This window comes from Streptomyces sp. NPDC104814 (genome assembly GCF_055583185.1).
In genome coordinates this window covers 302,480-328,059 of the sequence record NZ_JBVJOL010000002.1, presented here as the reverse complement: position 1 = coordinate 328,059, position 25,580 = coordinate 302,480, and the positions used below count along the sequence as shown (strand labels likewise).

Here is a 25,580-nt window from a genome sequence, read left to right as displayed (position 1 = left end):
AAATCCGTCGCCGATCGTGGGCGCGAGTCGCGGCGGACCGAGGAGGAGGAAGACCACCGCATGTCCATCCAGCAGTCCGACGTCCTGTACACCGCCGTCGCCACCGCCGAGAACGGCCGCGACGGCCGTGTCGCCACCGACGACGGCAAGCTCGACGTCGTCGTCAACCCGCCGGTCGAGATGGGCGGCAGCGGCGCCGGCACCAACCCGGAGCAGCTGTTCGCCGCCGGCTACAGCGCCTGCTTCCAGGGCGCGCTCGGCGTCGTCGCCCGCCAGGAGAGCGCCGACATCTCCGGCTCGACCGTCACCGCGAAGGTCGGCATCGGCAAGAACGACGACGGCTTCGGCATCATCGTCGAGATCTCCGCGAACATCCCGAACGTGGACGCGGAGACCGCCGCGAGCCTGGTGAAGAAGGCGCACGAGGTGTGCCCGTACTCCAAGGCCACCCGTGGCAACATCACGGTGACGCTCGTCTGAGTCCGGGGTTTCGTCTGCCGGGTGCGGTTGTCCGCCGGGTGCGGGTCGCGGGGCTGTTCGCGCAGTTCCCCGCGCCCCTTCGGCGGGCCTGCGTGCCCGGCATTCGCCGGTCGCGTCAGCTGTTCGCCAGAGCCGCCCGGTGCACGGCCCTGACCAGGCGCTCGTTCTCCGGTGCCGCCCCTCCCGGGTACGGCACGCGGCGGCGGGTGTAGCCGTAGGCGAGGCCGCTGCGCGGGTCGGCGAAGGCCTGGGAGCCGCCCCCGCCGCTGTGGCCGAAGGAACCGGCGCCCAGGAACGGGTGCCAGGGGTCCGAGGTCGCCTGAAAACCGAGGCCGAAGGCCTTGTGGGTGCGGGCCACCAGGTCGTACCCCACGGAGTGGATCTGGCCGACCTCGGCGACGGTGTCCGGCTTCAGCAGCGGCGGCCGGTCGTCGACTTCGCTGATCGCCGCGGCGTACATCTTCGCCAGACCGCGCGCGGAGGCCACCCCGCCCGCCGACGCCGGCCCCTTGGCGCGCACCAGCGGGGAGTTGGCGTAATCCTCCATCGTCCCCGGCTCGGGCACCTGGGTGTTGAGGGCGATCGAGGTCAGCGTGTGCGGCCCGGCCGGCCGGGCGTCCAGCTCGGCCTGCTGCTCCGGGGTCGGGACCATCGGCTGCACCGCCCGTACGCGCGGCTCCTCGGACTGCGGCAGGCCCAGATGGAAGTCCAGCGTGTACGGGGCGCGCACCCGCTCCTCGTAGACCTCCTGGAGCGTGTGGCCCGTGGCCCGGCGGACCACCTCGCCGGTGAGGGCGCCGATGGTGAAGGCGTGGTAGCCGAAGGCGGTGCCGGGCCGCCAGTACGGCTTCTGGTCCGCGAGCCGTTCGGCGACGGCCCGGTCGTCGGCCATCTCCTGCGCCGAGAACCCGGCGTCGATCCCGATGAGGCCGGCCCGGTGGGCGAGCAGGTCCCGCAGGGTCACCGCGCCCTTGCCCTCGGCGCCGAACTCGGGCCAGTAGTACGTCACCTTGCGGTCCAGCTCCAGGGTGCCGTCCTGGACCAGGAGCGCGACCACGAGGTGCGCGGCACCCTTGGTGGACGAGAACACGCTGTACAGGGAGTCGGCCTCGTTGCCGGCCCACAGGTCCACGACCCGGCGCCCGTGCACATACGCGCACAACTGGCCCTCGTAGTCGGGGCGTTCGCCGGCCACGAACGCCGCGAACTCCTCCCGCACGGCCTCGAAGCCGTCCGCCACGGCGCCGTGAATCTCCTGACCCATCCGCTCTCCTCCCCTGGTCTCCGCCTCCCATGGTGCCCGACGGAGATCATGTCGGTGGTGCTCCACGCCGGTTACGCGCAGACGGGTACGGCGACGGGCGCCCGTTCGACTCAACGGCGGCCCGGCTCAGGTGCACCACCACAGGAAACGGTTGCACGTCTTCGACGGCTCGGGGGCCGGGGCGGGGGGCTGCGTCGTCGGCGCGGGCGGACGCGTGGGGTCCGGGGCGGGGCCCTGGGTCCGGCTCGCCGAGGGGGCGGAGCGGGGGGTGCCGTGCGCGGCCGGGGCGCCGCTGGTCGCGGTGGCGCCGGCGCTCGGGGTCGCCGCGCTGCCCGACGGGGACGGCGAGGCGGACGCGGAGGGGTCCGGGGAGGCGGACGTGGTGTGCGTGTCCGACGCCGGGACCTGGTGCGGGCGGGAGGACTCCGCCGCGCCGGGCTGCGCGTCGCCGCCGGCCGCGCCGTCCGGCGACCGGTCACCGGCCGCCGCCGGGTCGGGGGCGGACAAACCGGGGGCGTCGGTGCCCAGTTCGGCCAGGCTCAGCCCACCGGCGGCCAGCACGAACCCGGCGGCGATGAGCAGGGTGCGGCGGCGGCGCCTGCGGTGCGCGGCGGCCTTGCGGTCCCTGCGGCTCCCGGCCTCGCCGCCACGCCCACCGCCGGCGGCACGCTCCGCGGCGCGCCCACCGGCGGCCTTGCGGTCGGCGGCGCGCCCTGCGGTGCCCGGACCATCCGCGGCGCGCCCTCCGGCGGCGTTGCGCAGGCGCCGGCCGGCGGGGGCGTCCAGCCCGGCGTCCCGCGCGTCCCGGTCGCCGGCATCCTCGGAACCCTCCGGCTCCTGCGCGCCCCGCTCCCCGTAGTCGTACGTCCCGTAGGCGTACCCCTCCCCCGGGTGCTCCTCGGTGCGGGTGCGCAGTTGGTCCGCCGGTACGCCGCAGCCCGGGCAGGCGAGGGCGCCGTTGAGATGGCGGTGGCAGGAGTGGCAGAAGTCCATGACGCGGGAAGACTAGGTGCGCCGCGGGTAACGTTCCTAGGCACCGCTGTGAAGGTTGTGTGGGAAGGCAAGCGTCCGCTCACCGAAAGTCTCGAAACCGTTACCCGTCGGCCCCCTTGACGCTGCCGCCGCCCCGTCCTTACTGTCACGCCAGCATTTCGAACGTGTGACGAAATCTCGAACAGCGAAGGGCAACTGCCGTGCGCATCACCGGAATCAGCACACACGTGGTCGGGACACCGTGGCGCAACCTGACCTACGTCCAGGTGCACACCGACGAGGGGCTGACCGGAGTCGGGGAGACCCGGATGCTGGGCCACACCGACGCCCTCCTCGGCTACCTGAAGGAGGCCGAGGCCAACCACATCCTGGGCTCCGACCCGTTCGCCGTCGAGGACCTCGTCAAGCGCATGAAGTACGGCGACTACGGGCGGGCCGGCGAGATCGTGATGTCCGGCATCGCGGTGGTCGAGATGGCCTGCTGGGACATCAAGGGCAAGGCCCTCGGCGTGCCGGTGTGGCAGTTGCTGGGCGGCAAGGTCACCGACCGGGTCAAGGCGTACGCCAACGGCTGGTACACCACCGAGCGCACCCCCGAGGCGTACCACAAGGCCGCGCAGGGGGTCGTGGAGCGCGGCTACAAGGCGCTGAAGATCGACCCCTTCGGCACCGGGCACTTCGAGCTGGACCACCAGCAGACCCTCTACGCGGTGTCGCTCATCGAGGCCGTACGGGACGCCATCGGTCCGGAGACCGAGCTGATGCTGGAGATGCACGGCCGCTTCTCCCCCGCCACCGCGGTCCGGCTCGCCAAGGAGATGGCGCCCTTCCAGCCGGCCTGGCTGGAGGAGCCGGTGCCGCCGGAGAACCTCAAGGCGCTTCAGAAGGTGGCCGCGAAGGTGGACATCCCGGTGGCCACCGGTGAGCGCATCCACGACCGGATCGAGTTCCGGGAGCTGTTCGACAGCCAGGCCGTGGACATCATCCAGCCGGACCTCGGCCACATCGGCGGCATCTGGGAGACGCGCAAGCTCGCGGCGACCGCGGAGACCCACTACATGCTCATCGCCCCGCACAACGTGGGCGGTTCGGTGCTCACCGCGGCCTCCCTCCAGGTCGGTTTCACCTCGCCGAACTTCAAGATCCTCGAGCACTTCAACGATTTCGCCGACGCCGAGATCAAGAAGGTGGTCAAGGGCGCGCCGGAGGTCGTGGACGGCTGGTTCCAGCTCTCCGAAGCGCCGGGCCTCGGCGTCGAGCTGGACGTGGACGCCGCCGCCGAGTTCCCGCAGCAGCAGGCCCGGTTCGACCTGTGGGCCGAGGGCTGGGAGAAGCGGCAGCCGAAGGGCGCGCAGTGACCGTCCACGTCGTCGTAGAGGCGCCCGGCGAGCACCGCCTCGCCGCGCACACGCCGCGCGAGCCGGCCGCGGGCGAGGCGCTGGTGCGGGTCCACTCGGTCGGGATCTGCGGCAGCGACCGCGAGGTCTACCAGGGCAACCGGCCCGAGGGGTACGTCCGTTACCCGCTGACGCCGGGTCACGAGTGGTCCGGGACCGTCGAGGCCGTGGGCCCGGGTGTGCCGGCGGGCCTGGCCGGCCGCAAGGTGGTCGGCGAGGGCTTCCGCAACTGCCAGGTGTGCGACCGCTGTCACGCCGGCGAGACCACGCTGTGCACCGACGGCTACGAGGAGACCGGGTTCACCCAGCCCGGCGCGATGGCGCCGACGCTGACCCTGCCGGCCCGGCTGCTGCACGTGCTGCCCGACGACGCCGATCTGACGGCGGCCGCCCTGCTGGAGCCCGCCGCCTGCATCGCGGCCGCCGCGCTCAAGGCGAACGCCCGGCCCGGCGAGCGGGTCGCGGTGGTCGGCACCGGGACGCTCGGCATGTTCGCGGTGCAGTTCCTGCGGGCCATTTCCCCGGCCGAGCTGCTGGTGGTGGGGACGCGCGACGACCGCGAGGCGCTGGCCCGGCAGTTCGGCGCCACCGACTTCCGCACCAAGGACCAGGAGCTTCCCGGCGACTTCGACGTGGTCGTCGAGACCGCCGGGTCCGCCGACGCGGCCCGCACGGCCTCGGCGCTGCTGCGGCGCGGCGGGCGGCTGGTGCTGACCGGCATCCCGGCGCCGGGCGCCGACGGACTGGACCCGACCGATCTCGTCGTACGGCAGCTGGAGGTGCACACCGTCTTCGGGGCGCCGCCCGACGCCTGGTCGCACGCGGTGCGGGTGTTCGCCGCCGGGCTGCTGGATCCGGTGCCGCTGGTGACGCACGAGCTGGCGCTCGCCGAGTTCCCGCGGGCCATGGAGCTGGTGGGGTCGGGCGATCCGACGGTGGGCAAAGTCCTGCTGCGCCCCTGAACGTACGCCGGTACGGGGGTGACCTGACGGCTGCCGTACCGGCGTACCACCACCCCCGCACGCCGTTATTCGCGAACCTCGTCCGAGATGCCGAACACAGTGACGCTTCGGCATCCGGACACAGGACTTAAGGACAACCTGTGACCGACGCTTCCGCCACGGCGGCCCGCCGACCCGGTGAGCCCGCGCTCACCGCGCTCGGCCTGGGCGCGCCCGCCCCCGACCCCGCCGACGCCTCGCCGTACACCTTCCCCGGCGGCGGCCGCTGGCGTACCGAGATCCCCTCGTGCGAGGGTCCCGAGGCACTGGCGGTGGTGCTGAAGGAGGCCTCGCGGCTGGACGTGCCGATCCACCGCATCAGCCAGGGCAGCGGCGTGTGGATGCTGAGCGACGCCGAGATCACCGAGATGGTGGAAGCCACCGCCGCACGCGACATCGAGCTGTGCCTGTTCACCGGGCCGCGCGGCACCTGGGACATCGGCGGCTCGACCCGCACCGACTCCCGCGGGGCCGGCCTGCGCGCCCGCGGCCACGACGCCGTGGCCGGCTGCGTCGAGGACGCGGTCCGCGCCACCGCACTGGGCGTCAGATGCCTGCTGGTGGCCGACGAGGGCGTGCTGTGGACGCTGCACCGGGCACGTGTCGCGGGGATCATCCCGGCCGACACCACCCTGAAGGTCTCGGCGCTCATCGGCCCCGTCAACCCGGCCTCCTACGCGGTCTACGAGCGGCTCGGCGCCGACTCCGTCAATGTGCCCAGCGATCTGACGCTGGCGCATCTCACCGAGATCCGGCGGGCGTCGGGCGCGCCGATGGACATGTACATCGAGGCGCCGGACGACCTCGGCGGTTACATCCGGATGTACGAGGTGGCCGAGCTGATCCGGCGCGGCGCCCCGCTGTATCTGAAGTTCGGCCTGTCCAAGGCGCCCGGGATCTACCCCTACGGCCACCACTTGCGGGACGTCACGCTGGCCACGGCCAAGGAGCGGGTACGGCGCGGCCGGCTGGCCCTCGACCTGCTCGCCCGGCACGGGGCCGGCGACGACATGGCCCCGCTGGGATCGCGGCTGCCCGGAGAGCTCCAGCGGTTCGAAACACGTTCATAAATTTTCGCAACTTCCCCTTCACAGAACACGACGCAGCCGAACACAATCCCACACGTCTGTTCGTCGGTTCCCTGCACCATCGTTCGCCGGTTCACCCCGCACCACCGTTCACCGGTTCCCCCCGCACCACCTCCTGACAGCGTTGCCGCACAGCCGCCGCCGGCCGTGCTCGACATCAAGGAAGACGCCATGCGCAACCGCAGAGCCGCACTGACCGCGATAGCCGGAGCCGCCTCGCTCGCCCTCGCCCTGACCGCCTGCGGCCAGAACGGCGAGGGCGGCAGCAAGGAGGACTCGGGGTCCGCCAAGGGAGGCACGATCGGCATCGCGATGCCGACGAAGTCCTCCGAGCGGTGGATCGCCGACGGCAACAACGTCAAGAAGGACCTGGAGTCCAAGGGCTACCGGACCAAGCTGGTCTACGGGGAGGACGACCCCGACCAGCAGGTCTCCCAGATCGAGAACCTGATCACGCAGGGCGTGAAGGCCCTCATCGTCGCCGCCATCGACAACAAGTCCCTCGGCAACGTGCTCCAGCAGGCCAAGGACGCGAACATCCCGGTCATCGCCTACGACCGGCTCATCCTCGGCACGCCGAACGTCGACTACTACGCCTCCTTCGACAACGAGAAGGTCGGCGAGCTCCAGGCGAACTACATCGCCGACAAGCTCGGCCTGAAGAGCGGCAAGGGCCCGTTCAACATCGAGCTGTTCGCCGGCTCCAACGACGACAACAACACCAAGTACTTCTTCAACGGCGCGATGAGCGTCCTCAAGCCGTACATCGACAGCAAGAAGCTCGTCGTGCGCTCCGGCCAGACCTCACTCAACCAGGTCACCACCCTGCGCTGGGACGGCGCGACCGCCCAGCGGCGCATGGACGACATCCTGACCAAGTCCTACAAGAGCGCCCGCGTCGACGCGGTCCTCTCCCCGTACGACGGCATCTCCATCGGCATCCTGTCGGCGCTGAAGTCCGACGGCTACGGCTCCGCGGGCAAGCCGCTGCCGGTCCTCACCGGCCAGGACGCCGAGCTCGCGTCGGTGAAGTCCATCATCGCCGGACAGCAGACGCAGACCGTCTACAAGGACACCCGCCAGCTGGCCAAGGTCGCCTCCGGCATGGTCGACGCGGTGCTGAACGGCAAGAAGCCCGAGGTCAACGACAGCAAGACCTACGACAACGGCTCCAAGGTCGTGCCCGCCTATCTGCTCCAGCCGGTGAGCGTGGACAAGACCAACTACGACAAGGTCCTGGTCGCGGGCGGCTACTACACCGCCGGCCAGCTCAAGTAACCGGGCACCGAGAAGGATTGGAAGGCACGACCATGGCGGGACCCGTCCTGGAAATGCGCTCGATCGTCAAGACCTTTCCCGGTGTCAAGGCGCTGTCCGACGTCACGCTGACCGTCCGCCAGGGCGAGGTCCACGCCATCTGCGGGGAGAACGGCGCCGGGAAGTCCACCCTGATGAAGGTGCTCTCCGGCGTCCACCCGTACGGCAGTTACGAGGGGGACATCCTCTTCGAGGGGGAGGTCTGCCGGTTCAGGGACATCCGGGCGAGCGAGCAGCACGGCATCGTCATCATCCACCAGGAGCTGGCGCTGGTGCCGTATCTGTCCATCGCCGAGAACATCTTCCTCGGCAACGAGCACGCCCGGCGCGGCCTCATCAACTGGAACGACACCCTCAGGCACGCCACCGAGCTGCTGCGCCGGGTCGGTCTGGACGAGCACCCCGAGACGCGCGTCGCCGACATCGGCGTCGGCAAGCAGCAGCTGGTGGAGATCGCCAAGGCGCTGTCGAAGAAGGTGAAGCTGCTCATCCTCGACGAGCCGACGGCGGCGCTCAACGACGAGGACAGCGGCAAACTGCTCGACCTGATCCTGCAGTTGAAGGACCAGGGCATCACCTCGATCATCATCTCGCACAAGCTCAACGAGATCCGCAAGGTCGCCGACTCGGTCACGATCATCCGCGACGGACGCTCCATCGAGACGCTGGACGTGAAGGCCGCGGAGACGACCGAGGACCGGATCATCAGCGGCATGGTCGGCCGCGACCTCGACAACCGCTTCCCCGAGCGCACCCCGCACGAGCCTCAGGCCGGCGCGGCACCGGCGCTGGAGATCCGCAACTGGAGCGTGCACCACCCCATCGACCAGCAGCGCAAGGTCGTCGACGACGTGTCGCTGACGGTCCGCCGAGGGGAGATCGTCGGGATCGCCGGGCTGATGGGCGCGGGCCGCACCGAACTCGCGATGAGCGTCTTCGGGCGCTCCTACGGCCGCTACGCCGGCGGCACGGTCCTGAAGGACGGCAAGGAGATCCGGACGAAGACCGTCGCCGAGGCGGTCGCGCACGGCATCGCGTACGTCACCGAGGACCGCAAGCACTACGGCCTCAACCTGATCGACACGATCAACCGCAACATCTCGCTGACCGCGCTGAAGAAGGTCGCCCGGCGGGGCGTGGTCGACGAGCACGGGGAGCGGCAGGTCGCCGAGGGCTTCCGCACATCCATGAACATCAAGGCGCCGACCGTGTTCGAACCGGTGGGCAAGCTGTCCGGCGGCAACCAGCAGAAGGTCGTCCTCAGCAAGTGGATCTTCGCGGGTCCGGACGTGCTGATCCTGGACGAGCCCACGCGCGGCATCGACGTGGGCGCCAAGTACGAGATCTACACGGTCATCGACCAGCTGGCCGCGCAGGGCAAGGCGGTCGTCTTCATCTCCTCCGAGCTGCCCGAGCTGCTCGGCATGTGCGACCGGATCTACACCATGGCCGCCGGGCGGCTCACCGGCGAGGTCCCGCGGGCCGAGGCCACGCAGGAAGTGCTGATGCGCCGGATGACGAAGGACACCCAGAACGAAGAGGTGACGCGATGAGCACCGAAGTGACCAAGAGCCCGGTGGCCGCCCCGCCGGGCGGCGGCCCGGGCCGGGGCGCGACGGGCGAGAACCTGCTGCAGCTGGTAGTGGGCGGCCTGCGCCGCAACATGCGCCAGTATGGCATGCTGCTCGCGCTCGGCCTGATCGTCGCCGTCTTCGCGGTGTGGACCGACGGCGACCTGCTGCTGCCGCGCAACGTCTCCAACCTGGTCCTGCAGAACAGCTATGTGCTGGTCCTCGCGATCGGCATGATGCTGGTGATCATCGCCGGTCACATCGACCTGTCGGTGGGCTCGGTCACCGCGTTCGTGGGTGCCTTCGCGGCCGTGCTGACGGTGGAACACCATGTGGCGTGGCCCGTCGCGGTGGTGCTGTGCCTGCTGGCGGGCGCGGTCGCCGGAGCGGTGCAGGGCTACTTCATCGCCTACCTCGGCATACCGTCGTTCATCGTCACCCTCGCGGGCATGCTGATCTTCCGCGGCTTCACGGAGATCCTGCTCCAGGGGCAGACCCTCGGTCCGTTCCCGAACGGTCTGCAGAAGATCGGCAACGGCTTCCTGCCGGAGGCCGGTCCGCACACCAACTACCACAACATCACGCTGCTGCTGGGCCTCGCACTGATCGTCTTCTCGGTGGTCCAGGAGGTCCGGGACCGCAGGCGGCAGCGGGAGTTCTCGCTGGACGTCGTGCCGCGCAACCTCTTCCTGCTGAAGCTCGTCGCCATCGTCGCCGCGATCCTCGTCGTCACGATGCTGCTCGCCAGCTACAAGGGCGCGCCGATCGTGCTGCTGATCCTGGGCGTCCTGGTCGTCGGCTACGGCTATGTGATGCGCAACGCGGTGTTCGGCCGGCACATCTACGCCATCGGCGGCAACCTGCCCGCGGCGAAGCTGTCCGGTGTGAAGGACAAGAAGGTCACCTTCTTCGTCTTCCTGAACATGGGCGCGCTCGCGGCCCTGGCGGGGCTGGCGATCGCCGCCCGGCTGAACGCGGCGTCCCCGAAGGCGGGCCTGAACTACGAACTCGAGGCGATCGCCTCGGCGTTCATCGGCGGCGCGTCCATGAGCGGCGGTGTCGGCACCGTCCTCGGCGCGATCATCGGCGGTCTCGTCCTCGGTGTGCTGAACAACGGCATGAACCTCCTGAGCGTCGGCACCGACTGGCAGCAGGTCATCAAGGGCTTCGCCCTGCTGGCGGCGGTCGGGTTCGACGTGTGGAACAAGCGCAAGTCCGGTTCGTGAGTCACCGGGGCCCCGTCGCACAGGCGGGGCCCCTCCCTTTGACGTCGTGTGAGGAGCCGTACCCATGGAACTGAACAGACGCACGGTCATCGCCTCGGCAGCGGCGGCGGGCATCGCCGCGACGGCCCTCGGCACCCCGGCCGAGGCCGCCCCCGCCACCGGCCGGCACGGCCGCAGGCCGGTCAAGGAGTACTTCGGCACGCTCGCCGACGGCACGAAGGTGCACCGCTGGTCGCTGGAGAACGGCGGCACCCGTCTGAAGGTCCTGTCCTACGGCGGTGTCGTCCAGTCGCTGGAGATCCCCGACCGGCACGGCCGCTACGCCGACGTCTCCCTCGGTTTCGACACGATCGAGGACTACGTGGCGTCCAGCCCGTACTTCGGCGCCCTGATCGGCCGCTACGGCAACCGCATCGCCAAGGGCCGCTTCACCCTGGACGGCAAGAGCCACCAGCTGTCCGTGAACGACGGCGAGAACAGCCTGCACGGCGGCGCCAAGGGCTTCGACAAGCGGGTGTGGGACGTGGAGCCCTTCACCGCCGGCTCCGACGTCGGGCTGCGCCTGCACTACACGAGCGCCGACGGCGAGATGGGCTACCCGGGCACACTGCAGGCGACCGTGACGTACACCCTCACCCGGGGCGGCGACTGGATCATCGACTACGCGGCCACCACCGACCGGGCCACCGTCGTCAATCTCACCAGCCATGTGTACTGGAACCTGGCCGGCGAGGGCAGCGGCAGCATCGAGGACCACGAACTGCGGATCGCCGCCTCGCGCTTCACGCCCACCGACGCGGGCCTGATCCCCACCGGCGAGCTGGCGAGGGTCGCGGGCACCCCCTTCGACTTCCGCCGCGCCAAGCCCGTCGGCCGGGACCTGCGGGCCGGTCATCCGCAGCAGATCCTCGCCAAGGGCTACGACCACAACTGGGTCCTCGACAAGGGGATCACCGCCGAGCCGGAGCACGTCGCCACGCTGCGCGACCCCGCGTCCGGCCGCACCCTGAAGATATCCACCGACCAGCCGGGCCTGCAGTTCTACTCCGGCAACTTCCTCGACGGCACCCTCACCGGCACCTCCGGGCGCACCTACCGGCAGGGCGACGCGCTGTGCCTGGAGACACAGCACTTCCCGGACTCCCCCAACCACCCGGCGTTCCCGTCGACGGTGCTGCGCCCGGGCGAGACGTACCGCACGCGGACGGTCCACCGCTTCTCCGCGTGAAGTGGCCGCCGGCGCGGGCGAGTTGAACGCCGCCGCCCGGGACTGCGTACACAAGGGCGGCCCGTGCTCCTCCGGCACGGGCCGCCCTCGGACACGGAGGTCCCCTTGGCAGACAACGTCACTTCGCTGTTCCGTGAGCACGCCGCGCACAGTCCCTCGATGGCGGCGCTGACGCGGGAGAGCGACGGGGCGGGACCGCTGGACTTCTGCATCCCCTGCAACCCCTACTTCCCCACCCCCGCGATGTTCGAGGAGCTGGCGGGCCGGCTGCGGGAGATCCTCACGTACTACCCGAGCAGCGCGCAGACGGTCACCGCCGAGCTGTGTGAGCTGCTGCGGCTGCCACCGAGCTGCGTGGCGATGGGCAACGGCTCCACGGAGCTGATCACCTGGATCGACCATCTGCTGGTGCGCGAGTCCCTCGCCGTGCCCGTGCCCACCTTCGGCCGCTGGACCGACCAGCCGATGGAGACCGGTAAGCGGGTCGACATGTTCCCGCTGCAGGAGGCGAACGGCTTCGCCCTCGACCTGTCCCGCTACGCCGACTTCATCCGCGCCCGCGGCACCCGGGTGGCGGTGGTCTGCAACCCGAACAATCCCGACGGCGGCTACCAGCACAAGCAGGCGCTGGTGGCGTTCCTCGACGCGATGGCGGACCTGGACCTGGTGGTCGTGGACGAGTCGTTCCTGGAGTTCGCGGACGCGGAGGCGGACCCCTCCGTCGTCCAGGAGGCCGTGCTCCGTCCGAACGTGATCGTCCTGCGCAGCCTGGGCAAGAACTTCGGCCTGCACGGGGTCCGCTTCGGCTATCTGGTGGCCAACCCGGCGCTGGCAGGCCGGGTCCGCTCGATGCTGCCGAAGTGGAACCTCAACTCCTTCGCCGAGCACGTGGTGTTCATGCTGCGGGACCACGGCCGGGAGTACGCCCGCAGCCTTCAGCAGGTGCGCCGTGACCGCCTGGAGATGACGGCCGCGCTGTCGGCCCTGCCGGGCCTGACGGTCTACCCCTCCCAGGCCAACTTCCTCTTCGTGCGGCTGCCCGTGGGCGCCGAGGGCACCGTGGTGCGCGACCGGCTGCTCACCGGGCACCGGATCCTGGTCCGCGAGTGCGGCAACAAGATCGGTTCCTCCAGCCGCTTCCTGCGGCTCGTGGTGCGCCCCCAGGTCGACGTGCGGCGCCTGGTGTCCGGCCTGGAACAGGTGCTCTTCGGGACGTCCGCGCGGGACACCGCCGTGCCCCAGCCGTTCAGCGGGGGCGGCTACAGCTCGGGGACGGCGGCGGTGGACCGGCTGGTCGGGCAGACCAACGGCACGGGGGTGCCGCTGACCGGGCAGACCAACGGCACGGGCGTGCCGCTCCCGCCGGCCCAGCCGTGGCCCCAGCCGCTGCCCCCGGCGGGCGTGCCGGTCGGAGTGCCGGCGGCGGCTGTGCCGGTCGGAGTGCCGGCGGCGGGTGTGCCGGCGGCGGGCGTGCCGGTCGGAGTGCCGGCGGCGGCCCCGGTGGGGGTTCCCGCGGTGGCCACCGTTGGGGTCCCGGCCCAGGGCGGCCTCACGGCGGCCCAGGTGCGCGGCACGACGGGCATGCCGGACGGCCTGACGGCGGCACCGGCGGCGGGCTGGCCGAACGCGGCGGGGATGGGACGGGCGGGCTGACCGCAGGCCGGCCCCGCGGCCACCGTGCGGGTGACGGTGGCCGCGGCGCCCCTCGGCCTCAGCGGGCCGGGCACTCCTTCCAGGCCAGGTGGTAGACGGTGCTGATGTCTCCGTCCGTGGAGTCCATCGTCATGAAGCTGACCTTGCCGAGTGCCGAGGTGCCGGCGTTGACGCGCAGTTCCGTGTTGATGTTGAAGTTGCGCTGGACACCGCAAGGCGCCCAGACCAGCTGGGCCCAGTCCGTGGTGTCGGTGGCCTGCCAGTTGTCGTTGTAGGGGCCGGACAGCGGGTGGTTGCGCGAGGCGGTGCTGGGTGAGCCCTGGAAGTAGTACGACGCTCTCTGCGTGCCGTTCGCGCCCTGCTGGAGTGCGGCGAAGCCGCGGTAGTCGGCGCTGGCGACGGCGTAGGTGAAGCCCTGCGGGACGTGCACGACGAGGTTCAGCTGGCAGTTCTTGCGGAACGCGGTCGGGTCGGAGTTGCCGCCCGCCTGGGCCAGGTAGTCGCTGTAGGTCACGGTGAAGGCCGTGTTGTCCTCGGAGACGGCGACGGCGGTGGTGCCCTGGGGGCAGCCGGAGCCGTTCACCGTGGCGACCTTGATGACGATCTTGTCCGGGGGCGGGTCGGTGAACCCGGAGGACGGGTGCGCTGCGGGCAAGGCGGTGCCGAGCAGAGCGGCGAGGACGCCGCTCAGGAGGAGTCCACCGGTCATGGTCTCTCCGTCCGTCGTATGGGGGGTGGCTGTGTCGCACCGACTGTCATGGATGTGTGAGGGACCCGTGAAGGCGGCCTCCGGCCATTCGTGACGCCCTCCTGTGACACGGCTGTGACCGGAGTTATGGCTTCCACCACAGCCCGGGACCGCGGTGAGCTCCAAGATCATCGGATGCGCAGATCCCGCTTGCCCTCCTCCTCCGTGACAGGTGCCCTCGTCGCCGGCCTCGCCGCCCTGGGCGTGGTCGGCGGGGTGCTCGTCGGGTGGCGCGGCCTCGACACCGTCAACGGGTGCGGGTATCCGGACAACCCCTATCCGTCCGAGACCGCGCGGGACTGGGTGACGTACGCCGACGTCGTGGTCGTCGGGCAGGTCGTCGGCGAACGCGAGAGCGGCCGGCGGGAACTGCCCCCGGGCCCCTATCGGTACGCCGTGGAGCGGACCGTGCGGATACGCGCCGAGTCCGTGCCGTACGTGTCACGGGAGCGGTCCCACCCGGCGGTCGGCGCGGCCTTCGACTATGTCGCGCCCGGCTGGAGGATCACCCGCGGCAGCCGGGACCGGGTCGACGTGCTGACCGGGGAGGCGCCCCGCGTCGTGCCCGGCCACACCTACATCCTCGCCCTGCGCCACCGCGAGGGGCGGTGGGTGGCACTCGGTGAGGGCGGCGTCGTGCCGTACGACGGGCATGTGGTGGGGCGCGGGGAGTGGTGCGGGCAGGTCGTGGACACGGACGGGTTCGCGCACGGGGAGCGGCTGGACCGGCGCGAGGACCACAGCCTGGAGAAGGCCCTGCTGGGGCAGGGCGACCAGGCACTCACGAGCGCCCTGCGGGACGCCCGGCGGCGCTAGGGTCTGTCTCGCCGGGCTCGCGGCCACTTCCCGGCTGCCGGGCTCACGGGTTCTCCCACGCCGCCGGTTCCGCAGCCAGCCGCCGTACCGGGTCCGGGAGGGCGTCGGCCGCGATGTCGGCGAGTGTGACGCCCTCCAAAATCCTGCGGACGTTGGCGCGCAGCGCGATCCACAGCGGCAGCAGCGGCTCGGCGCTGCCGGTGTAGGTCAGGCCCGTGGGGCGTTCGCCGCGGACCGAGACGATCGGGCCGTCCACGGCCCGGATGACGTCCGCCACCGTGACCGCGGACGCCTCCCGGGCCAGCCGGTAGCCGCCGCCCCCGCCGCGCCGGCTGTCCACGATGCCGGCGCGGCGCAGGTCGCCGAGGATCCCCTCGAGGAACTTGTGCGGGATGCCCTGGGCCGCGGCGATCGCCTCCGCCTTCAGCGGGTCGTCGCCCTCCTGCCGTACGGCCAGCTCCAGCACCGCCCGCACCGCGTAGTCCGCCCGCGCCGAGATCCTCATGCCTTCATTGTCTACGCCAGCCTGATCACGTTCCACGACAGCGGCTCCAGTACGGCCGTCAGCCGGTTGCCGGCCAGGGCCGCGCCGCCCACCTGGTGCGGGACGACCCGCTCGGGCTCGGTGAGCGTGTTGCGGGCGTGCGGGTCGGCGTCGGCGAGGGCGCTGTGTTCGACGACCCGGGTGAGGTCGAGGCCGTTCAGCGCGACCTGGAGGGGCAGCGGCTCGGTGCGGCTGCGGTTGACCGCGAAGACGGTGACCGTGCCGTCCTCGGCGCGCACGGCGGTGGCGTGCAGCAGATCGGTCTCGCCGTACTTCTTCGTCTCGTACGTCGGCGAGTCGGCACGGACGTCCAGCACCTGCCCGCGGCCGTACTTCGACGCCTGCGCGAAGGGGAAGAACGTCGTCTGCCGCCAGGCCGGGCCGCCCGGCTCGGTCATGATCGGGGCGATGACGTTGACGAGCTGCGCGAGGCAGGCGACGGTCACCCGGTCCGCGTGCCGGAGCAGGGCGATGAGCAGGGAGCCGAAGACGACGGCGTCGGTGACGCTGTAGCTGTCCTCCAGCAGGCGCGGCGCCTCCGGCCACTCGTCCGGTGCGAAGGTCTTGGCCCGCTCCTCCCAGCGGGTCAGGTACCAGACGTTCCACTCGTCGAAGGACAGGTTGATCTTCTTCTTGGACTTGAGCCGCGCGCCGACGTGGTCGGCCGTGGCGACGACGTTCTCGATGAAGGACTCCATGTCGACCGCGGAGGCCAGGAAGGAGTCGACGTCGCCGTCGACCGGCTCGTAGTAGGCGTGCAGCGAGATGTGGTCCACCAGGTCGTACGTCTCCTGGAGCACCGTCGCCTCCCAGGCGGCGAAGGTGGGCATGGCCTGGCCGGAGGAGCCGCAGACGACGAGTTCGACGGACGGGTCCATCCGGCGCATCGCGCGGGCGGTCTCGGCGGCGAGGCGGCCGTACTCGGCGGCGGTCTTGTGACCGGTCTGCCAGGGGCCGTCCATCTCGTTGCCGAGGCACCACAGCTTGATGCCGTAGGGCTCCTTGTCGCCGTGGGCGGCGCGCAGGTCGCTGAGCGCGGTGCCGGAGGGGTGGTTGGCGTACTCCTGGAGCTGGAGGGCCTCGGCGACGCCCCGGGTGCCGAGGTTGACGGCCATCATCGGCTCGGCCCGGGGGCCGATCTTCTTCAGGAAGGCGATGTACTCGGACAGGCCGAAGCGGTTGGTCTCCGTCGAGTGCCAGGCCAGGTCGAGGCGGCGGGGGCGTTCCTCGACGGGGCCGACGGAGTCCTCCCAGCGGTAGCCGGAGACGAAGTTGCCGCCGGGGTAGCGGATGGCGGTGACGCCGAGTTCGCGGACGAGGTCCAGGACGTCGGTGCGCAGGCCTTCGGCATCCGCGGTGGGGTGGCCGGGTTCGTGGATGCCGGTGTAGACGCAGCGGCCGAGGTGTTCGACGAAGGAGCCGAAGACACGGGGGTTCACTTCGCCGACGGTGAAGGCGGGGTCGAGAGTGAATCGGGCGGGATGCAATGTTCGCCTTTCGACGTGGGTGGTCGTGTCGCGTGGGCGGCTACCGGTTCGTCGTGGCCGGTCGCGCGGTTCCCCGCGTCCCTGCCGGGGTTCGGGCCGGCCCGACGCCGCCGGTCGAACAGGCCACGTGGCCACCTGACTTCAGGCGGCGTTCGCCAGCCAGGTGCGCCTTCGTTCGATATATCGAATAACGCTCGTAACTTCGAACGGGAACGTAAGGTCGCGGCGCCGGGACGTCAATGGGTCCGGCACGACTTCGACCGGATCGCCGGCATGTGATCGCTGCGCCCCGCGCTCCTGGCCGGTGGATCGCGTGACGCGGACACGCCCGGCCACGTAGGCTCGAACAGCCCTGAAAGCGGCGGCGGAAGGAGGCGGGATGTACATCACGGCGCTGTCGCGGCGCTCGCGGAACCGCTCGTCGATGCGCGCCCTCGCCGCCTCCCTCACCACCGCCGTACGCCGGGCCGGCGAACCCCCGCGCGATGTGCGGCACCTGTGCCGGGCCCTGTGCGCGGCGATGGCGCAGCGGCGTGGCGGACGGCCGGTCGACCTGCGCTTCGAGAGGTTCCCGGACGGCATCGGGGTGACCGGACTGTGGGTGGAGTTCCAGGACTTCGACCTGGTCATCGTCGAGGAACGCGCCGAGGAGGTGCAGCAACTGGTGGTCCTCGGGCACGAGTTGTGGCATCTGCACGCCGGGCACCGGCACCAGGTCGTCACCCCGGCCGCGGCCCGCGCGCTGGCCGGGCGGCCCGGCTGGCCGGACCTCGCGCTCGGCGCCGCCGCACGGGGCGGCTCCCGCTCGCGCGACGAGGCGGAGGCCGACGACTTCGGGCACCGGCTCGCCGCGCTGTGCCGGGACCTGGTCACCGGCGCCGCCGACGGGCGCCCGGCCGGCCCGCTGCAGCGCTCCCTCGGCTACCACGGGCGCGGACGGAACCCACGGTGACGGTACGGCTGGCGCTCACCCCGTCGGCGTTCGTGACCGACTTCTACACCTCGTTCTGGTGGATACCGACGCTGGTGCTGGCCTCCGCGCTGGCCGTCAAACTGCCCACCATCGTGCGGCTGTGGAAGGACCCGCTGCTGCGCGCGGTCGGCGGACTGCTCCTGCTGGCCTGCTCGGTGTTCGTGTTCGTCGCGCCGCCCACCATCGCCTGGACCAACCGGGTCACCGGCGTGCCCAACATCGCAGCGCCCCTGGTGTACTCGCTGCTCACCGCCTTCTGCGGGTCCTGTCTGCTGCTGATCATCGCCTGGCGCAACGGTCCGTCCGAGCACTCGCCGACCACCCGCCGCGCCCGGCGCCTGGTCGTCACCTCCTACGGCGCGGTCATCGTCGCCCTGTGGGTGCTGTTCGCCCTGGCCGACGTGACCGAGGAGCGGCTGCGGGACCTCGACACCTACTACGCCACCACCCCGTTCATGCGCGAGGAGATCCTGCTCTACCTCCTCGCGCACTGCGTGGCCGTGCTGATCACCTCACGGCTGATCTGGAACTGGGTGCGCACCGACGGCCTCGACGGCTGGCTGCGCTGGGGGCTGGTCCTGCTCGGCGGCGGCTACGCCTTGAACCTCGTCTTCGACGCCGCGAAACTCACCGCCGTCGCCGCCCGGTGGACCGGGCACGACCTGGACTGGCTCTCCACCAACGCGGCACCGCCGGTCGCCGGGCTGTCCGCCGTGCTCATCGCCGTCGGCTTCATCCTGCCGCACATCGGCCAGTATCTGCAGGACCGCTGGCGGATGCGGCTCGCCCACCGTGAACTCGCCCCGCTGTACCAGCTGCTGCGCTCCGCTCACGGCCGTGGCGTGCCCCGCGTGCTGCGCGCCACGCCCGAACTGCGGCTGATCCGGCGCGAGACGTACATCCGCGACGTCCTGCTGCCGCTGGCCCGCCACCTCGACGAGGACCTGCGGCGCCGCGCCGAGGACGCCGCCGCCGCCCTCGGGCACCCACCGGAGGCGGCCCGGGCACTCGCCGCCGCGGTGACGCTCGTGGACGCCGTCGGGACACGGCGCGGCACCGGCGGGGACACAGCGGCGGCCGAAGGGCACGCGAGGGCGGCTGCCGGGGACGCGAAGGCGCCCGCAGGGGCAGAAGAGGCGACCGACGGCGTGGACACCGCGCGGCTGCTGCGGGAGATCGGCGCCGTCTCGCGTGCGCTGCGCCGCCGGGACGCGGTCGAGGAGGTGCGGGCCCGCGCCGCCGTCCTCGGTTCCGCGCAGGGCACGAGGTAGCTGAGGGGGCGCGGGGGTTGGCATAGTGCACGACGGGGGCTGGCAAGGTGCACGATGACCGCACGAGCACACCGGGACGGTGCCGAGAACAGTGCGTAGGTGGCGTACGAGCAAGGAGATGCGTCGGCTCGCCGACGCCCTCATCGACCCCATGCAGGTGCCCCTGCCCACGGACCCCGAGACGCTGTTCGCCGCACTCGTCGACTCCGTGAGCGCCTGGCGGGGCCGGGAGGTCACCGTCCACCGTGAGGTCTTCCCGCCGCACACGGCGAGCGGGCTGTGGCTGGAGCGCGAGGGGCAGGACATCGTGGTCGTCGACCGGCGGGCCGCGGTGTGGCACCAGATCGTGATCCTCTGCCACGAGGTGTGGCACATGAACCGGCGGGACGACGAGCCCGCGGACCTCGGTGAGCTGCCGCGGCCGGTCGCCGCGCGCACCGACTTCAGTCTCGCCGAGGAACAGGAGGCGGACCGTTTCGGCATGCTGATGGGCCGCCGGCTGCGGGCCTGGCTCGAGGCACCCCCCGACTCGGTGCTCGCCGCGGGCGGCGCCGACACCGGCGGTCCCCAGGATCTCGCGGGCCGCATCGGGGCCGCGCTCAACTACCGCGGGACACGGGGATGAACGGTCTGACGAACTACCTCAGCTGCGGTGTGCTGTGGCTCGGACTCGCCGTCAAGGCACCCGACCTGGTACGGCACCGGCACGACCCCTATCTGCGGGCCATCTGCGCGGTGCTGGGCCTGGCCGGCCTGTGCTTCTTCCTCGGCGCGCCCCCCACCATCGGCGCGGTCAACCGCCTCAGCGGCGTCGCCAACCTCGCCGCGCCGCTGACCTACGCGGCGATCACCGCGTACGGCGCCGCCTCTCAGGTGCTGATCGTGCGCTGGCGGGGCGGTCCCGGCGTACGGCGTACCGCGCGCCGGTGGATCACCGCGTACGCGGGAGTGGCCCTCGGCATCGGTACGGCGTTCGCGCTGGGTGACGCTCCCGTGGAGCGCCGTACGGACCTGGACACCTATTACGCGACGACGCCGTTCATCGCCGAGATGATCGTGCTGTACCTGGTGGCGCACCTCGTCGCCGCCACCGTCACCCTGGTCTCCGCGCTCTCCTGGGCCCGCCGGGTGACCGGCTGGCTGCGCGCGGGGCTGCTCGTGCTGGGCGTGGGCACGCTGTCCGGCGCCGGCTACAGCGCGTCCAAGCTCGTCGCCGTGGGCGCCCGCTGGACGGGACACGACTGGTCGCCGCTGGACACCGCCGTCTCACCGGCCGCGGCCGGACTCGGCGCCCTGCTCACCTCCGTCGGCATCCTCGTACCGCTGGCCGGGCCCCGGCTCGCGGAGTGGCACCGGGCCCGGGAGGCGTATGTACGGCTGGCGCCGCTGGAACGGGAGCTGGACGACGTCCTCACCCGCCGCGCCCTGCGCCTGCCCCGGCCGCGCTGGGCCACCCCGCCCACCCGCCTGATATGGCGCCAGACCAGCATCCACAACGCACTCGGCCACCTGGACAGCGCCTACGACCCGCTCCTGTACGCCCGCACCCACGAGGCCGCGCTCGAGGCCACCGGCGACCCGGCCGGCGCGGCGGCGACGGCCTGGGCGACGGTGATCGCCGCGGCGGCGGAACGGGACCGGGAGGACCGGACCGGGACACCGTCGTCCCCGGACCCGCACGCGCTGCCGCCCGACGGCCCACCCGCCGGGCCCACGGCACCGGCGCCCCACACGGCCCCGGACCGCGTACGGCCGACCGCACCGGCCGACCCGGCCGCCGTACGGCTCACGGCACCGGCGGACCCGGCCGCCGTACGGCTGACCGCACCGGCCGGCCCCGGTGCCGTACGGCTCGCGGCGGCGGCCGACCCCGCTCCCCCGCTCGTCGCGGTGGCCGGTGAGCCGGTGGTCCTTCCCCCGGGTGGCCCCGACGACCTGGCCCGGATCGCGGACGCGCTCGCCGGGGTGCGCGGGCCGGCGCGAGGTGTGGACGGGGTGCGTGCGCGATGAGCCTCGTCGTGTATCTGGCCGCCTGTGTGTTCGCGCTGTCCTCCGTGCTGCTCTTCCGCAGGCCCCGCACCGCCGTGCGCGACCCGCTGACGGTGTCCACGTGCGTCGCGATCGTCCTCGGCTCGCTCGTGTTCGTGTGCGCCGCCCCGCTCACCCTCGCCGCCGTCAACGACCTGACCGGCGTCCCCAACTTCGGCGCCCCGCTCACCTACGGCATGCTCTCCGCGTACAGCTGCTCCCTGCTGATCCTGCTGATCAACTGGCGCGGCGGCTCCCGGGAGCACGTGCGGCGGCTGGTGCTGCGCTGCGTCGCCGCCTACGGCGCGGTGATCGTCGCCATCGTCGTGCTGTTCGCCCTCGCGGACGCCCGCACCGAGCGGCTCACCGACCTCGACACCTACTACGCCACCACGCCCGGCCTGCGCGAGATGATCCTGCTGTACCTGCTGGGGCACAGCGCGGCCATGCTCGCGATGTGCGCGGTGTGCGTGAAGTGGGGCCGCGAGGTCACCGGCCTGCTGCGCGCCGGGCTGCGCCTGATCCTGACCGGTGCCCTGGTGGACCTGCTGGGCTTCCAGGCCGCCAAGTACGCCGCCGTGGCGGCCCGTTGGTCGGGTCACGACCTGGACTTCCTGTCCACGACGGTCGCCCCGCCCATGGCCTCCCTCGGCGCTCTCGTCTGCTCCGCCGGGTTCGTGCTGCCGAGGCTGCTGCCGGCGCTCGTGGCGCAGTGGCGCGGCTACGGCGAGAACCGCACGCTGCGCCCGCTGTGGTCCGCGGTGCGCTTCGCCTCCACCGCACCGAAGCCGGAGGCCAGCTGGTGGTGGCTGCCGCAGGAACGGCTGCGCTGGCGCGAGGTGTCCATCCACGACGCGCTGCTCGCGCTGGCCCCGTACTTCGACGAACGGGTCCGTCTGCGCGCCCTGGACGAGGCGCTGCGGGCCGGCCGCTCCGCGCACCGGGCCCGGATCGAGGCGGAGGCCGCCATGCTGGCCGCCGCCACCCGGCGGGCCGCCGCGCAGGAGCCGCCGCTGGACGCGCCGAGCCCCTACCGGCTGCACGCCACGGAGGTCCCCGGCACCAGCGGTCTGGTGGAACTGGCCCGTGCGCTGGCCCGTTCCCCTCTCGACGCGGGCGGACACGCGGGTACGGTAAGGGCCGCCTCCCCCCGCTGAACTCCCGTTCGCCGACCCAAGGAGCCCCATGCCGCACAGAGCTGTCGTCATCGGAGCCGGCCTCGCCGGGATGCTGGCCGCGGCGGCGCTGTCGGCCACCGTGGACGAGGTGGTCGTGGTGGAGCGGGACGGCCTGCCCGGCGGCCCCGACCACCGCAAGGGGCTCCCGCAGGGCCGGCACGCCCATCTGCTGATGCCGGGGGGCCTGGCCGCGATGGAGGAGCTCATACCGGGGGTGAGTGTGCGTCAGGCGCTGCTCGCGGCCGGTGCGCGCGAGGTGCCGCTCGGCTCCGGCATGCTGGCGCTCACCCCCGAGGGCTGGCTGCGGCGCTGGCGCGACGGCGGGCCCCGCATGATCACCTGCAGCCGGGCGCTGCTGGACTGGGTGGTGCGGGACCTGGTGCTGGAGCACACCGGGGTCCGGATCGAGCGGGGGCGGGCGCTGGAACTCGCCGGTTCCCGGAGCCGGGTGAGCGGGGTACGGGTCGAAACGGCCGGTGGGCAGCAGGAGTTCGGCGGGGACCTGGTGGTCGAGGCGGCCGGGCGCGGCTCGCGGGTCGTCGAGTGGCTTGAGCGGCTCGGGGTGTCCGGGATACGGGAGAGGACCGTGGACGCCGGGCTCGTCAACGCCACGCGCGTGTACCGCACGCCCGCGGGCGCCGAGGACTTCCCGCTGGCCGTCGTGCAGGCCAACCCGTACGTGTCCCGGCCGGGCCGCAGCGGCATGGTGCTGCCCATCGAGGGCGGCCGCTGGATGGTCAGCCTGGCCGGCACCCGCGGCGCCGAGCCGCCGGCGGACCCGGAGGGCTTCCTGCGGTACACGCTGGACCTGCCGCACCCGATCGTCGGCCGGCTCATCTCCGGCGCCGAGCCGCTGGGCGACGTGCACGTCAGCCGCAGCACCAAGAACTCCCGCCGCTATCTGGAGCGAGTACGGGAGTGGCCGGAGGGTCTCGTGGTGCTCGGGGACGCGGTGGCGACGTTCAACCCGGCCTACGGGCAGGGCATGTCGGTGGCCGCGCTGGGCGCCGCGGGGCTGCGCCGGGAGCTGGCGCGCGGCGGCCCGGCCGCGCCCGGGCTGGCGCGCCGGGTGCAGCGCGGGGCGGCCCGGGCGGTGGAGGCGGCGTGGGCGTCGGCGGTCGGCCAGGACATCTGGTTCCCTGACGTACGCGGCGGGCGGCCCGGCGTCGCCGACCGCCTCGTCACCCGCTACTCCCGCCGTCTGACGGGCGCGGCGGCCTCGTCCTACGAGGCGGCGCGGGTGCTGTGGGACGTGACGAGCCTGCGCACGGGCCCGACCCGCCTGCTGCGCCCCGACGCGGTCCTGGCCGCCGTGACGGGCCCCCTGCTCCCGGCCCTGTCGGGACCGCCCCTGACCCCGGCGGAACGCAAGATCCTCACGGAACTGGACCGCACGGGGCGGGCGGAGCCGGGGGGCGCCTGAGATCCCGGTCCCGCCGCGATCGGTCGCACGGGCGGCCAGGGCGTCCCGGGGTCGCCCCGGGGACGGCGGCCGCAGCAGGCCCGCGCTCACGCCGCGGCAGCCCTCGGGGTGCACCCCGCGACAGCCCCCGGGTTCACCCCGCGGCCCCCACCGCGGCAGTCCCCGCATTCACCCCGCGGCCCCCACCGCGGCAGTCCCCGCATTCACCCCGCGAACGCCGGCTGCGGCAGGCCCTGGCCCGCGCCCGGGACGACCAGCAGGCAACCGGCCGCCGGGTGCGGGGCGTTCAGGCCGACGCGGGCCGTCGTGACGTACAGGTCGGTCAGGTCCGCGCCGCCGAAGGCGCAGGCGGTGACCCTGGGCGTGGGCAGCGCGATCGTCCGGTCCAGTCGGCCGTCGGGCGTGTAGCGGCGCACCGCCGCGCCGTCCCACAGCGCCACCCACACACAGCCGTCGGCGTCGACCGTGAGGCCGTCGGGGAAGCCGGCGCCCTCCTCGATCTCGGCGAAGGGGCGCCGGTCCGTCACCCGGCCCCCGGCGCAGGAGAAGACGTCGACGCGGCGGGTGGGTGAGTCGATGTAGTACATCAGGCGGCCGTCCGGGCTCCAGCCGGTGCCGTTGCTCACCGCGACGTCGTCGAGGACCACCTCGGCCGAGCCGTCGCCGGTGAGCCGGGTCAGGGTGCCGCCGCCGGTCGCCTCGTCGTAGCGCATGGTGCCCGCCCACAGCGCGCCGTCGGGTGCCACGGCGGCGTCGTTGGCGCGGCGGCCCGGCACCGGCTCGTGGCGCAGCCAGCGGAAGGTGCCGTCGGGGTCGAGCAGGCCGACGCCGTCGCGCAGGTTCAGCACCAGGCCGCCGCCGGCACGGGGCTTGGCCGCGCCGACGTGCTGCTCGGTGGTGCGGACCGTGCGGCGGCCGGTGGCGGGGTCGTAGGTGTGGACGCGGCAGCCGAGGATGTCCAGCCAGATCAGCCGGCCGGCGGCCGCGTCCCAGGTCGGCCCCTCGCCGAGGGTCGCCTGGGCCCGGACCGCGACCTCGTACGCGGGCCCGCTCACACCGCGCTCCGGTGGCCGAGGTTCTCCGACAGCTCGGCGGCTCCCTTGGCGGCGAGCTGTTCCAGCTCCGCCCGGCGCTCCTCGCTCCAGCGGATCATCGGCACGGAGATGGACAGCGCGGCCACGACCTGCCCGGTGCGGTCGCGCACGGGCGCGGCGACACAGGAGACGTCCGGGTTGGACTCGCGGGACTCCACCGCGATGCCGCGCGCGCGGATCTCCGCGAGGGCCTCGCGCAGCACGGCCGGATCGGTGATGCTGTTCGGGGTCATCGCGGCCAGCTGGGCGTCGTCCGGGACGCGGGCGGCGAGCTCCTGCTCCGGGAGGGAGGCCAGCAGCATCTTGCCCACGGAGGTGCAGTGCGCGGGCAGCCGGCGGCCGGCCGCGGACACCATCCGCACCGCGTGGGTGGAGTCCACCTTGGCGATGTAGATGACGTCGGTGCCCTCCAGGATCGCCACGTGCACGGTCTCGTCGCAGGTCTCGGCGACGGCGCGGGCCACCTGCTGCCCTTCGGCGGCGAGGTCCAGCTGCTCGGCGTAGCGGCTGCCGAGCTGGTAGGGGCGTACACCCAGCCGGTAGCGTCCGGGCTGGCCGGGGACGGTGACCAGGTACTGGCGGGCGGCGAGCGTGGTGACCAGCTCGTGCACGGTGGTGCGCGGCAGCTGCAGCTTGCGCACGATGTCGGGGGCGGAGAGCGTGCCGTCCCCGTCGAGGAAGAGCTCCAGAATGTCGAGAGCCCTGGTCACGGCAGGTACGAGGCGTCCCACGACCGGCCCCCTCCCTTGGTGGTCTGAAAGCCTGCGTTCGATATTTCAACAGGCGGTCGGCATGACGAA

The 25,580-nt window shown here is 72.5% G+C and carries 23 protein-coding genes; 16 read left to right on the top strand and 7 right to left on the bottom strand.

Annotated features, from left to right (window positions below; all coding sequences use genetic code 11):
* Window positions 1-60 precede the first annotated feature (60 nt).
* Window positions 61-480 (top strand): organic hydroperoxide resistance protein, encoded by a 420-nt coding sequence (locus ACZ64A_RS10030; protein WP_469809450.1) that lies wholly within the window; start codon window positions 61-63, stop codon window positions 478-480.
* A gap of 115 nt (window positions 481-595) precedes the next feature.
* Here ACZ64A_RS10030 and ACZ64A_RS10025 read toward each other — a convergent pair whose 3' ends face one another.
* Entirely contained in the window at window positions 596-1,744 is a 1,149-nt protein-coding gene (locus ACZ64A_RS10025; RefSeq protein ID WP_469809449.1) for a serine hydrolase domain-containing protein, read from the bottom strand.
* A 126-nt stretch (window positions 1,745-1,870) separates the two neighbouring features.
* Window positions 1,871-2,737 (bottom strand): SCO2400 family protein, encoded by an 867-nt coding sequence (locus tag ACZ64A_RS10020; protein WP_469809448.1) that lies wholly within the window; start codon window positions 2,735-2,737, stop codon window positions 1,871-1,873.
* 200 nt (window positions 2,738-2,937) lie between these two features.
* On the opposite strand from ACZ64A_RS10020, the gene ACZ64A_RS10015 reads away from it, so the two are divergent.
* The 8 genes from ACZ64A_RS10015 (at window position 2,938) to ACZ64A_RS09980 (ending at window position 13,218) form a co-directional block, all read left to right on the top strand.
* The gene (locus ACZ64A_RS10015; RefSeq protein ID WP_469809446.1) at window positions 2,938-4,095 is read left to right on the top strand and encodes a mandelate racemase/muconate lactonizing enzyme family protein; all 1,158 of its coding nucleotides are present in this window, start codon (window positions 2,938-2,940) and stop codon (window positions 4,093-4,095) included.
* On the top strand, window positions 4,092-5,096 hold the full coding sequence (locus ACZ64A_RS10010; protein WP_469809445.1) for a zinc-dependent alcohol dehydrogenase: 1,005 nt from the start codon (window positions 4,092-4,094) through the stop codon (window positions 5,094-5,096). The genes ACZ64A_RS10015 and ACZ64A_RS10010 overlap by 4 nt, the downstream gene beginning before the upstream one ends.
* A gap of 140 nt (window positions 5,097-5,236) precedes the next feature.
* Window positions 5,237-6,205 (top strand): glycosyltransferase family protein, encoded by a 969-nt coding sequence (locus tag ACZ64A_RS10005; protein ID WP_469809444.1) that lies wholly within the window; start codon window positions 5,237-5,239, stop codon window positions 6,203-6,205.
* 189 nt (window positions 6,206-6,394) lie between these two features.
* Complete coding sequence (gene chvE / locus ACZ64A_RS10000; protein WP_469809442.1) at window positions 6,395-7,501, top strand: multiple monosaccharide ABC transporter substrate-binding protein; 1,107 nt, start codon at window positions 6,395-6,397, stop codon at window positions 7,499-7,501.
* Window positions 7,502-7,533: 32 nt separating this feature from the next.
* The gene (gene mmsA, locus ACZ64A_RS09995) at window positions 7,534-9,093 is read left to right on the top strand and encodes a multiple monosaccharide ABC transporter ATP-binding protein (RefSeq protein ID WP_469809441.1); all 1,560 of its coding nucleotides are present in this window, start codon (window positions 7,534-7,536) and stop codon (window positions 9,091-9,093) included.
* Complete coding sequence (gene mmsB, locus ACZ64A_RS09990; protein WP_469809440.1) at window positions 9,090-10,337, top strand: multiple monosaccharide ABC transporter permease; 1,248 nt, start codon at window positions 9,090-9,092, stop codon at window positions 10,335-10,337. Before mmsA ends, mmsB begins: the two co-directional genes overlap by 4 nt.
* Before the next feature lie 64 nt (window positions 10,338-10,401).
* Window positions 10,402-11,565 (top strand): aldose epimerase family protein, encoded by a 1,164-nt coding sequence (locus ACZ64A_RS09985; protein ID WP_469809438.1) that lies wholly within the window; start codon window positions 10,402-10,404, stop codon window positions 11,563-11,565.
* A 105-nt stretch (window positions 11,566-11,670) separates the two neighbouring features.
* Entirely contained in the window at window positions 11,671-13,218 is a 1,548-nt protein-coding gene (locus ACZ64A_RS09980) for a pyridoxal phosphate-dependent aminotransferase (RefSeq protein WP_469809437.1), read from the top strand.
* A gap of 58 nt (window positions 13,219-13,276) precedes the next feature.
* On the opposite strand, the gene ACZ64A_RS09975 is transcribed toward ACZ64A_RS09980, so the two are convergent.
* On the bottom strand, window positions 13,277-13,927 hold the full coding sequence (locus tag ACZ64A_RS09975) for a DUF4360 domain-containing protein (RefSeq protein ID WP_469809436.1): 651 nt from the start codon (window positions 13,925-13,927) through the stop codon (window positions 13,277-13,279).
* Between the two features lie 174 nt (window positions 13,928-14,101).
* Between ACZ64A_RS09975 and ACZ64A_RS09970 the strand changes: the two genes are divergently transcribed.
* Window positions 14,102-14,782 (top strand): hypothetical protein, encoded by a 681-nt coding sequence (locus ACZ64A_RS09970; RefSeq protein WP_469809434.1) that lies wholly within the window; start codon window positions 14,102-14,104, stop codon window positions 14,780-14,782.
* Window positions 14,783-14,825: 43 nt separating this feature from the next.
* On the opposite strand, the gene ACZ64A_RS09965 is transcribed toward ACZ64A_RS09970, so the two are convergent.
* Together ACZ64A_RS09965 and arfA are read right to left on the bottom strand one after the other, a co-directional pair.
* Window positions 14,826-15,287 carry an RrF2 family transcriptional regulator gene (locus tag ACZ64A_RS09965; RefSeq protein ID WP_469809433.1) on the bottom strand — a complete coding sequence of 154 codons (462 nt, stop codon included), beginning with the start codon at window positions 15,285-15,287 and terminating at the stop codon, window positions 14,826-14,828.
* 11 nt (window positions 15,288-15,298) lie between these two features.
* Window positions 15,299-16,813, bottom strand: coding sequence for an arabinosylfuranosidase ArfA (gene arfA / locus ACZ64A_RS09960; RefSeq protein WP_469809432.1), 1,515 nt, complete (start codon window positions 16,811-16,813; stop codon window positions 15,299-15,301).
* 379 nt (window positions 16,814-17,192) lie between these two features.
* Between arfA and ACZ64A_RS09955 the strand changes: the two genes are divergently transcribed.
* The 6 genes from ACZ64A_RS09955 (at window position 17,193) to ACZ64A_RS09930 (ending at window position 23,686) form a co-directional block, all read left to right on the top strand.
* Window positions 17,193-17,765, top strand: coding sequence for a toxin-antitoxin system, toxin component family protein (locus ACZ64A_RS09955; protein WP_469809430.1), 573 nt, complete (start codon window positions 17,193-17,195; stop codon window positions 17,763-17,765).
* The gene (locus ACZ64A_RS09950) at window positions 17,762-19,057 is read left to right on the top strand and encodes an MAB_1171c family putative transporter (RefSeq protein WP_469809429.1); all 1,296 of its coding nucleotides are present in this window, start codon (window positions 17,762-17,764) and stop codon (window positions 19,055-19,057) included. The genes ACZ64A_RS09955 and ACZ64A_RS09950 overlap by 4 nt, the downstream gene beginning before the upstream one ends.
* 118 nt (window positions 19,058-19,175) lie before the next feature.
* A complete protein-coding gene (locus tag ACZ64A_RS09945) occupies window positions 19,176-19,682 on the top strand; it encodes a toxin (protein ID WP_469809428.1) in 507 nt (168 codons plus the stop codon).
* Window positions 19,679-21,067, top strand: coding sequence for an MAB_1171c family putative transporter (locus ACZ64A_RS09940; protein ID WP_469809426.1), 1,389 nt, complete (start codon window positions 19,679-19,681; stop codon window positions 21,065-21,067). Before ACZ64A_RS09945 ends, ACZ64A_RS09940 begins: the two co-directional genes overlap by 4 nt.
* Complete coding sequence (locus ACZ64A_RS09935; RefSeq protein ID WP_469809425.1) at window positions 21,064-22,242, top strand: MAB_1171c family putative transporter; 1,179 nt, start codon at window positions 21,064-21,066, stop codon at window positions 22,240-22,242. Before ACZ64A_RS09940 ends, ACZ64A_RS09935 begins: the two co-directional genes overlap by 4 nt.
* 28 nt (window positions 22,243-22,270) lie before the next feature.
* A complete protein-coding gene (locus ACZ64A_RS09930; protein ID WP_469809424.1) occupies window positions 22,271-23,686 on the top strand; it encodes an FAD-dependent monooxygenase in 1,416 nt (471 codons plus the stop codon).
* Window positions 23,687-23,889: 203 nt separating this feature from the next.
* Here ACZ64A_RS09930 and ACZ64A_RS09925 read toward each other — a convergent pair whose 3' ends face one another.
* Both ACZ64A_RS09925 and ACZ64A_RS09920 read right to left on the bottom strand, forming a co-directional pair.
* A complete protein-coding gene (locus tag ACZ64A_RS09925; RefSeq protein WP_469809423.1) occupies window positions 23,890-24,741 on the bottom strand; it encodes an SMP-30/gluconolactonase/LRE family protein in 852 nt (283 codons plus the stop codon).
* Complete coding sequence (locus ACZ64A_RS09920) at window positions 24,738-25,511, bottom strand: IclR family transcriptional regulator (protein ID WP_469809422.1); 774 nt, start codon at window positions 25,509-25,511, stop codon at window positions 24,738-24,740. Before ACZ64A_RS09920 ends, ACZ64A_RS09925 begins: the two co-directional genes overlap by 4 nt.
* Between the last annotated feature and the right edge of the window lie 69 nt (window positions 25,512-25,580).

What these genes read in the sequence shown, in the direction of transcription:
- ACZ64A_RS10025 (WP_469809449.1), bottom strand. Translation starts at nt 1,744, where the DNA reads ATGGGTCAGGAGATTCACGGCGCCGTGGCGGACGGCTTCGAGGCCGTG.
- ACZ64A_RS09985 (WP_469809438.1), top strand. Translation starts at nt 10,402, where the DNA reads ATGGAACTGAACAGACGCACGGTCATCGCCTCGGCAGCGGCGGCGGGC.
- ACZ64A_RS09930 (WP_469809424.1), top strand. Translation starts at nt 22,271, where the DNA reads ATGCCGCACAGAGCTGTCGTCATCGGAGCCGGCCTCGCCGGGATGCTG.
- chvE (WP_469809442.1), top strand. Translation starts at nt 6,395, where the DNA reads ATGCGCAACCGCAGAGCCGCACTGACCGCGATAGCCGGAGCCGCCTCG.
- ACZ64A_RS10020 (WP_469809448.1), bottom strand. Translation starts at nt 2,737, where the DNA reads ATGGACTTCTGCCACTCCTGCCACCGCCATCTCAACGGCGCCCTCGCC.
- mmsB (WP_469809440.1), top strand. Translation starts at nt 9,090, where the DNA reads ATGAGCACCGAAGTGACCAAGAGCCCGGTGGCCGCCCCGCCGGGCGGC.
- ACZ64A_RS09970 (WP_469809434.1), top strand. Translation starts at nt 14,102, where the DNA reads ATGCGCAGATCCCGCTTGCCCTCCTCCTCCGTGACAGGTGCCCTCGTC.
- ACZ64A_RS09935 (WP_469809425.1), top strand. Translation starts at nt 21,064, where the DNA reads ATGAGCCTCGTCGTGTATCTGGCCGCCTGTGTGTTCGCGCTGTCCTCC.
- ACZ64A_RS09955 (WP_469809430.1), top strand. Translation starts at nt 17,193, where the DNA reads ATGTACATCACGGCGCTGTCGCGGCGCTCGCGGAACCGCTCGTCGATG.
- ACZ64A_RS09945 (WP_469809428.1), top strand. Translation starts at nt 19,176, where the DNA reads ATGCGTCGGCTCGCCGACGCCCTCATCGACCCCATGCAGGTGCCCCTG.
- ACZ64A_RS09975 (WP_469809436.1), bottom strand. Translation starts at nt 13,927, where the DNA reads ATGACCGGTGGACTCCTCCTGAGCGGCGTCCTCGCCGCTCTGCTCGGC.
- mmsA (WP_469809441.1), top strand. Translation starts at nt 7,534, where the DNA reads ATGGCGGGACCCGTCCTGGAAATGCGCTCGATCGTCAAGACCTTTCCC.
- ACZ64A_RS09965 (WP_469809433.1), bottom strand. Translation starts at nt 15,287, where the DNA reads ATGAGGATCTCGGCGCGGGCGGACTACGCGGTGCGGGCGGTGCTGGAG.
- ACZ64A_RS09940 (WP_469809426.1), top strand. Translation starts at nt 19,679, where the DNA reads ATGAACGGTCTGACGAACTACCTCAGCTGCGGTGTGCTGTGGCTCGGA.
- ACZ64A_RS10030 (WP_469809450.1), top strand. Translation starts at nt 61, where the DNA reads ATGTCCATCCAGCAGTCCGACGTCCTGTACACCGCCGTCGCCACCGCC.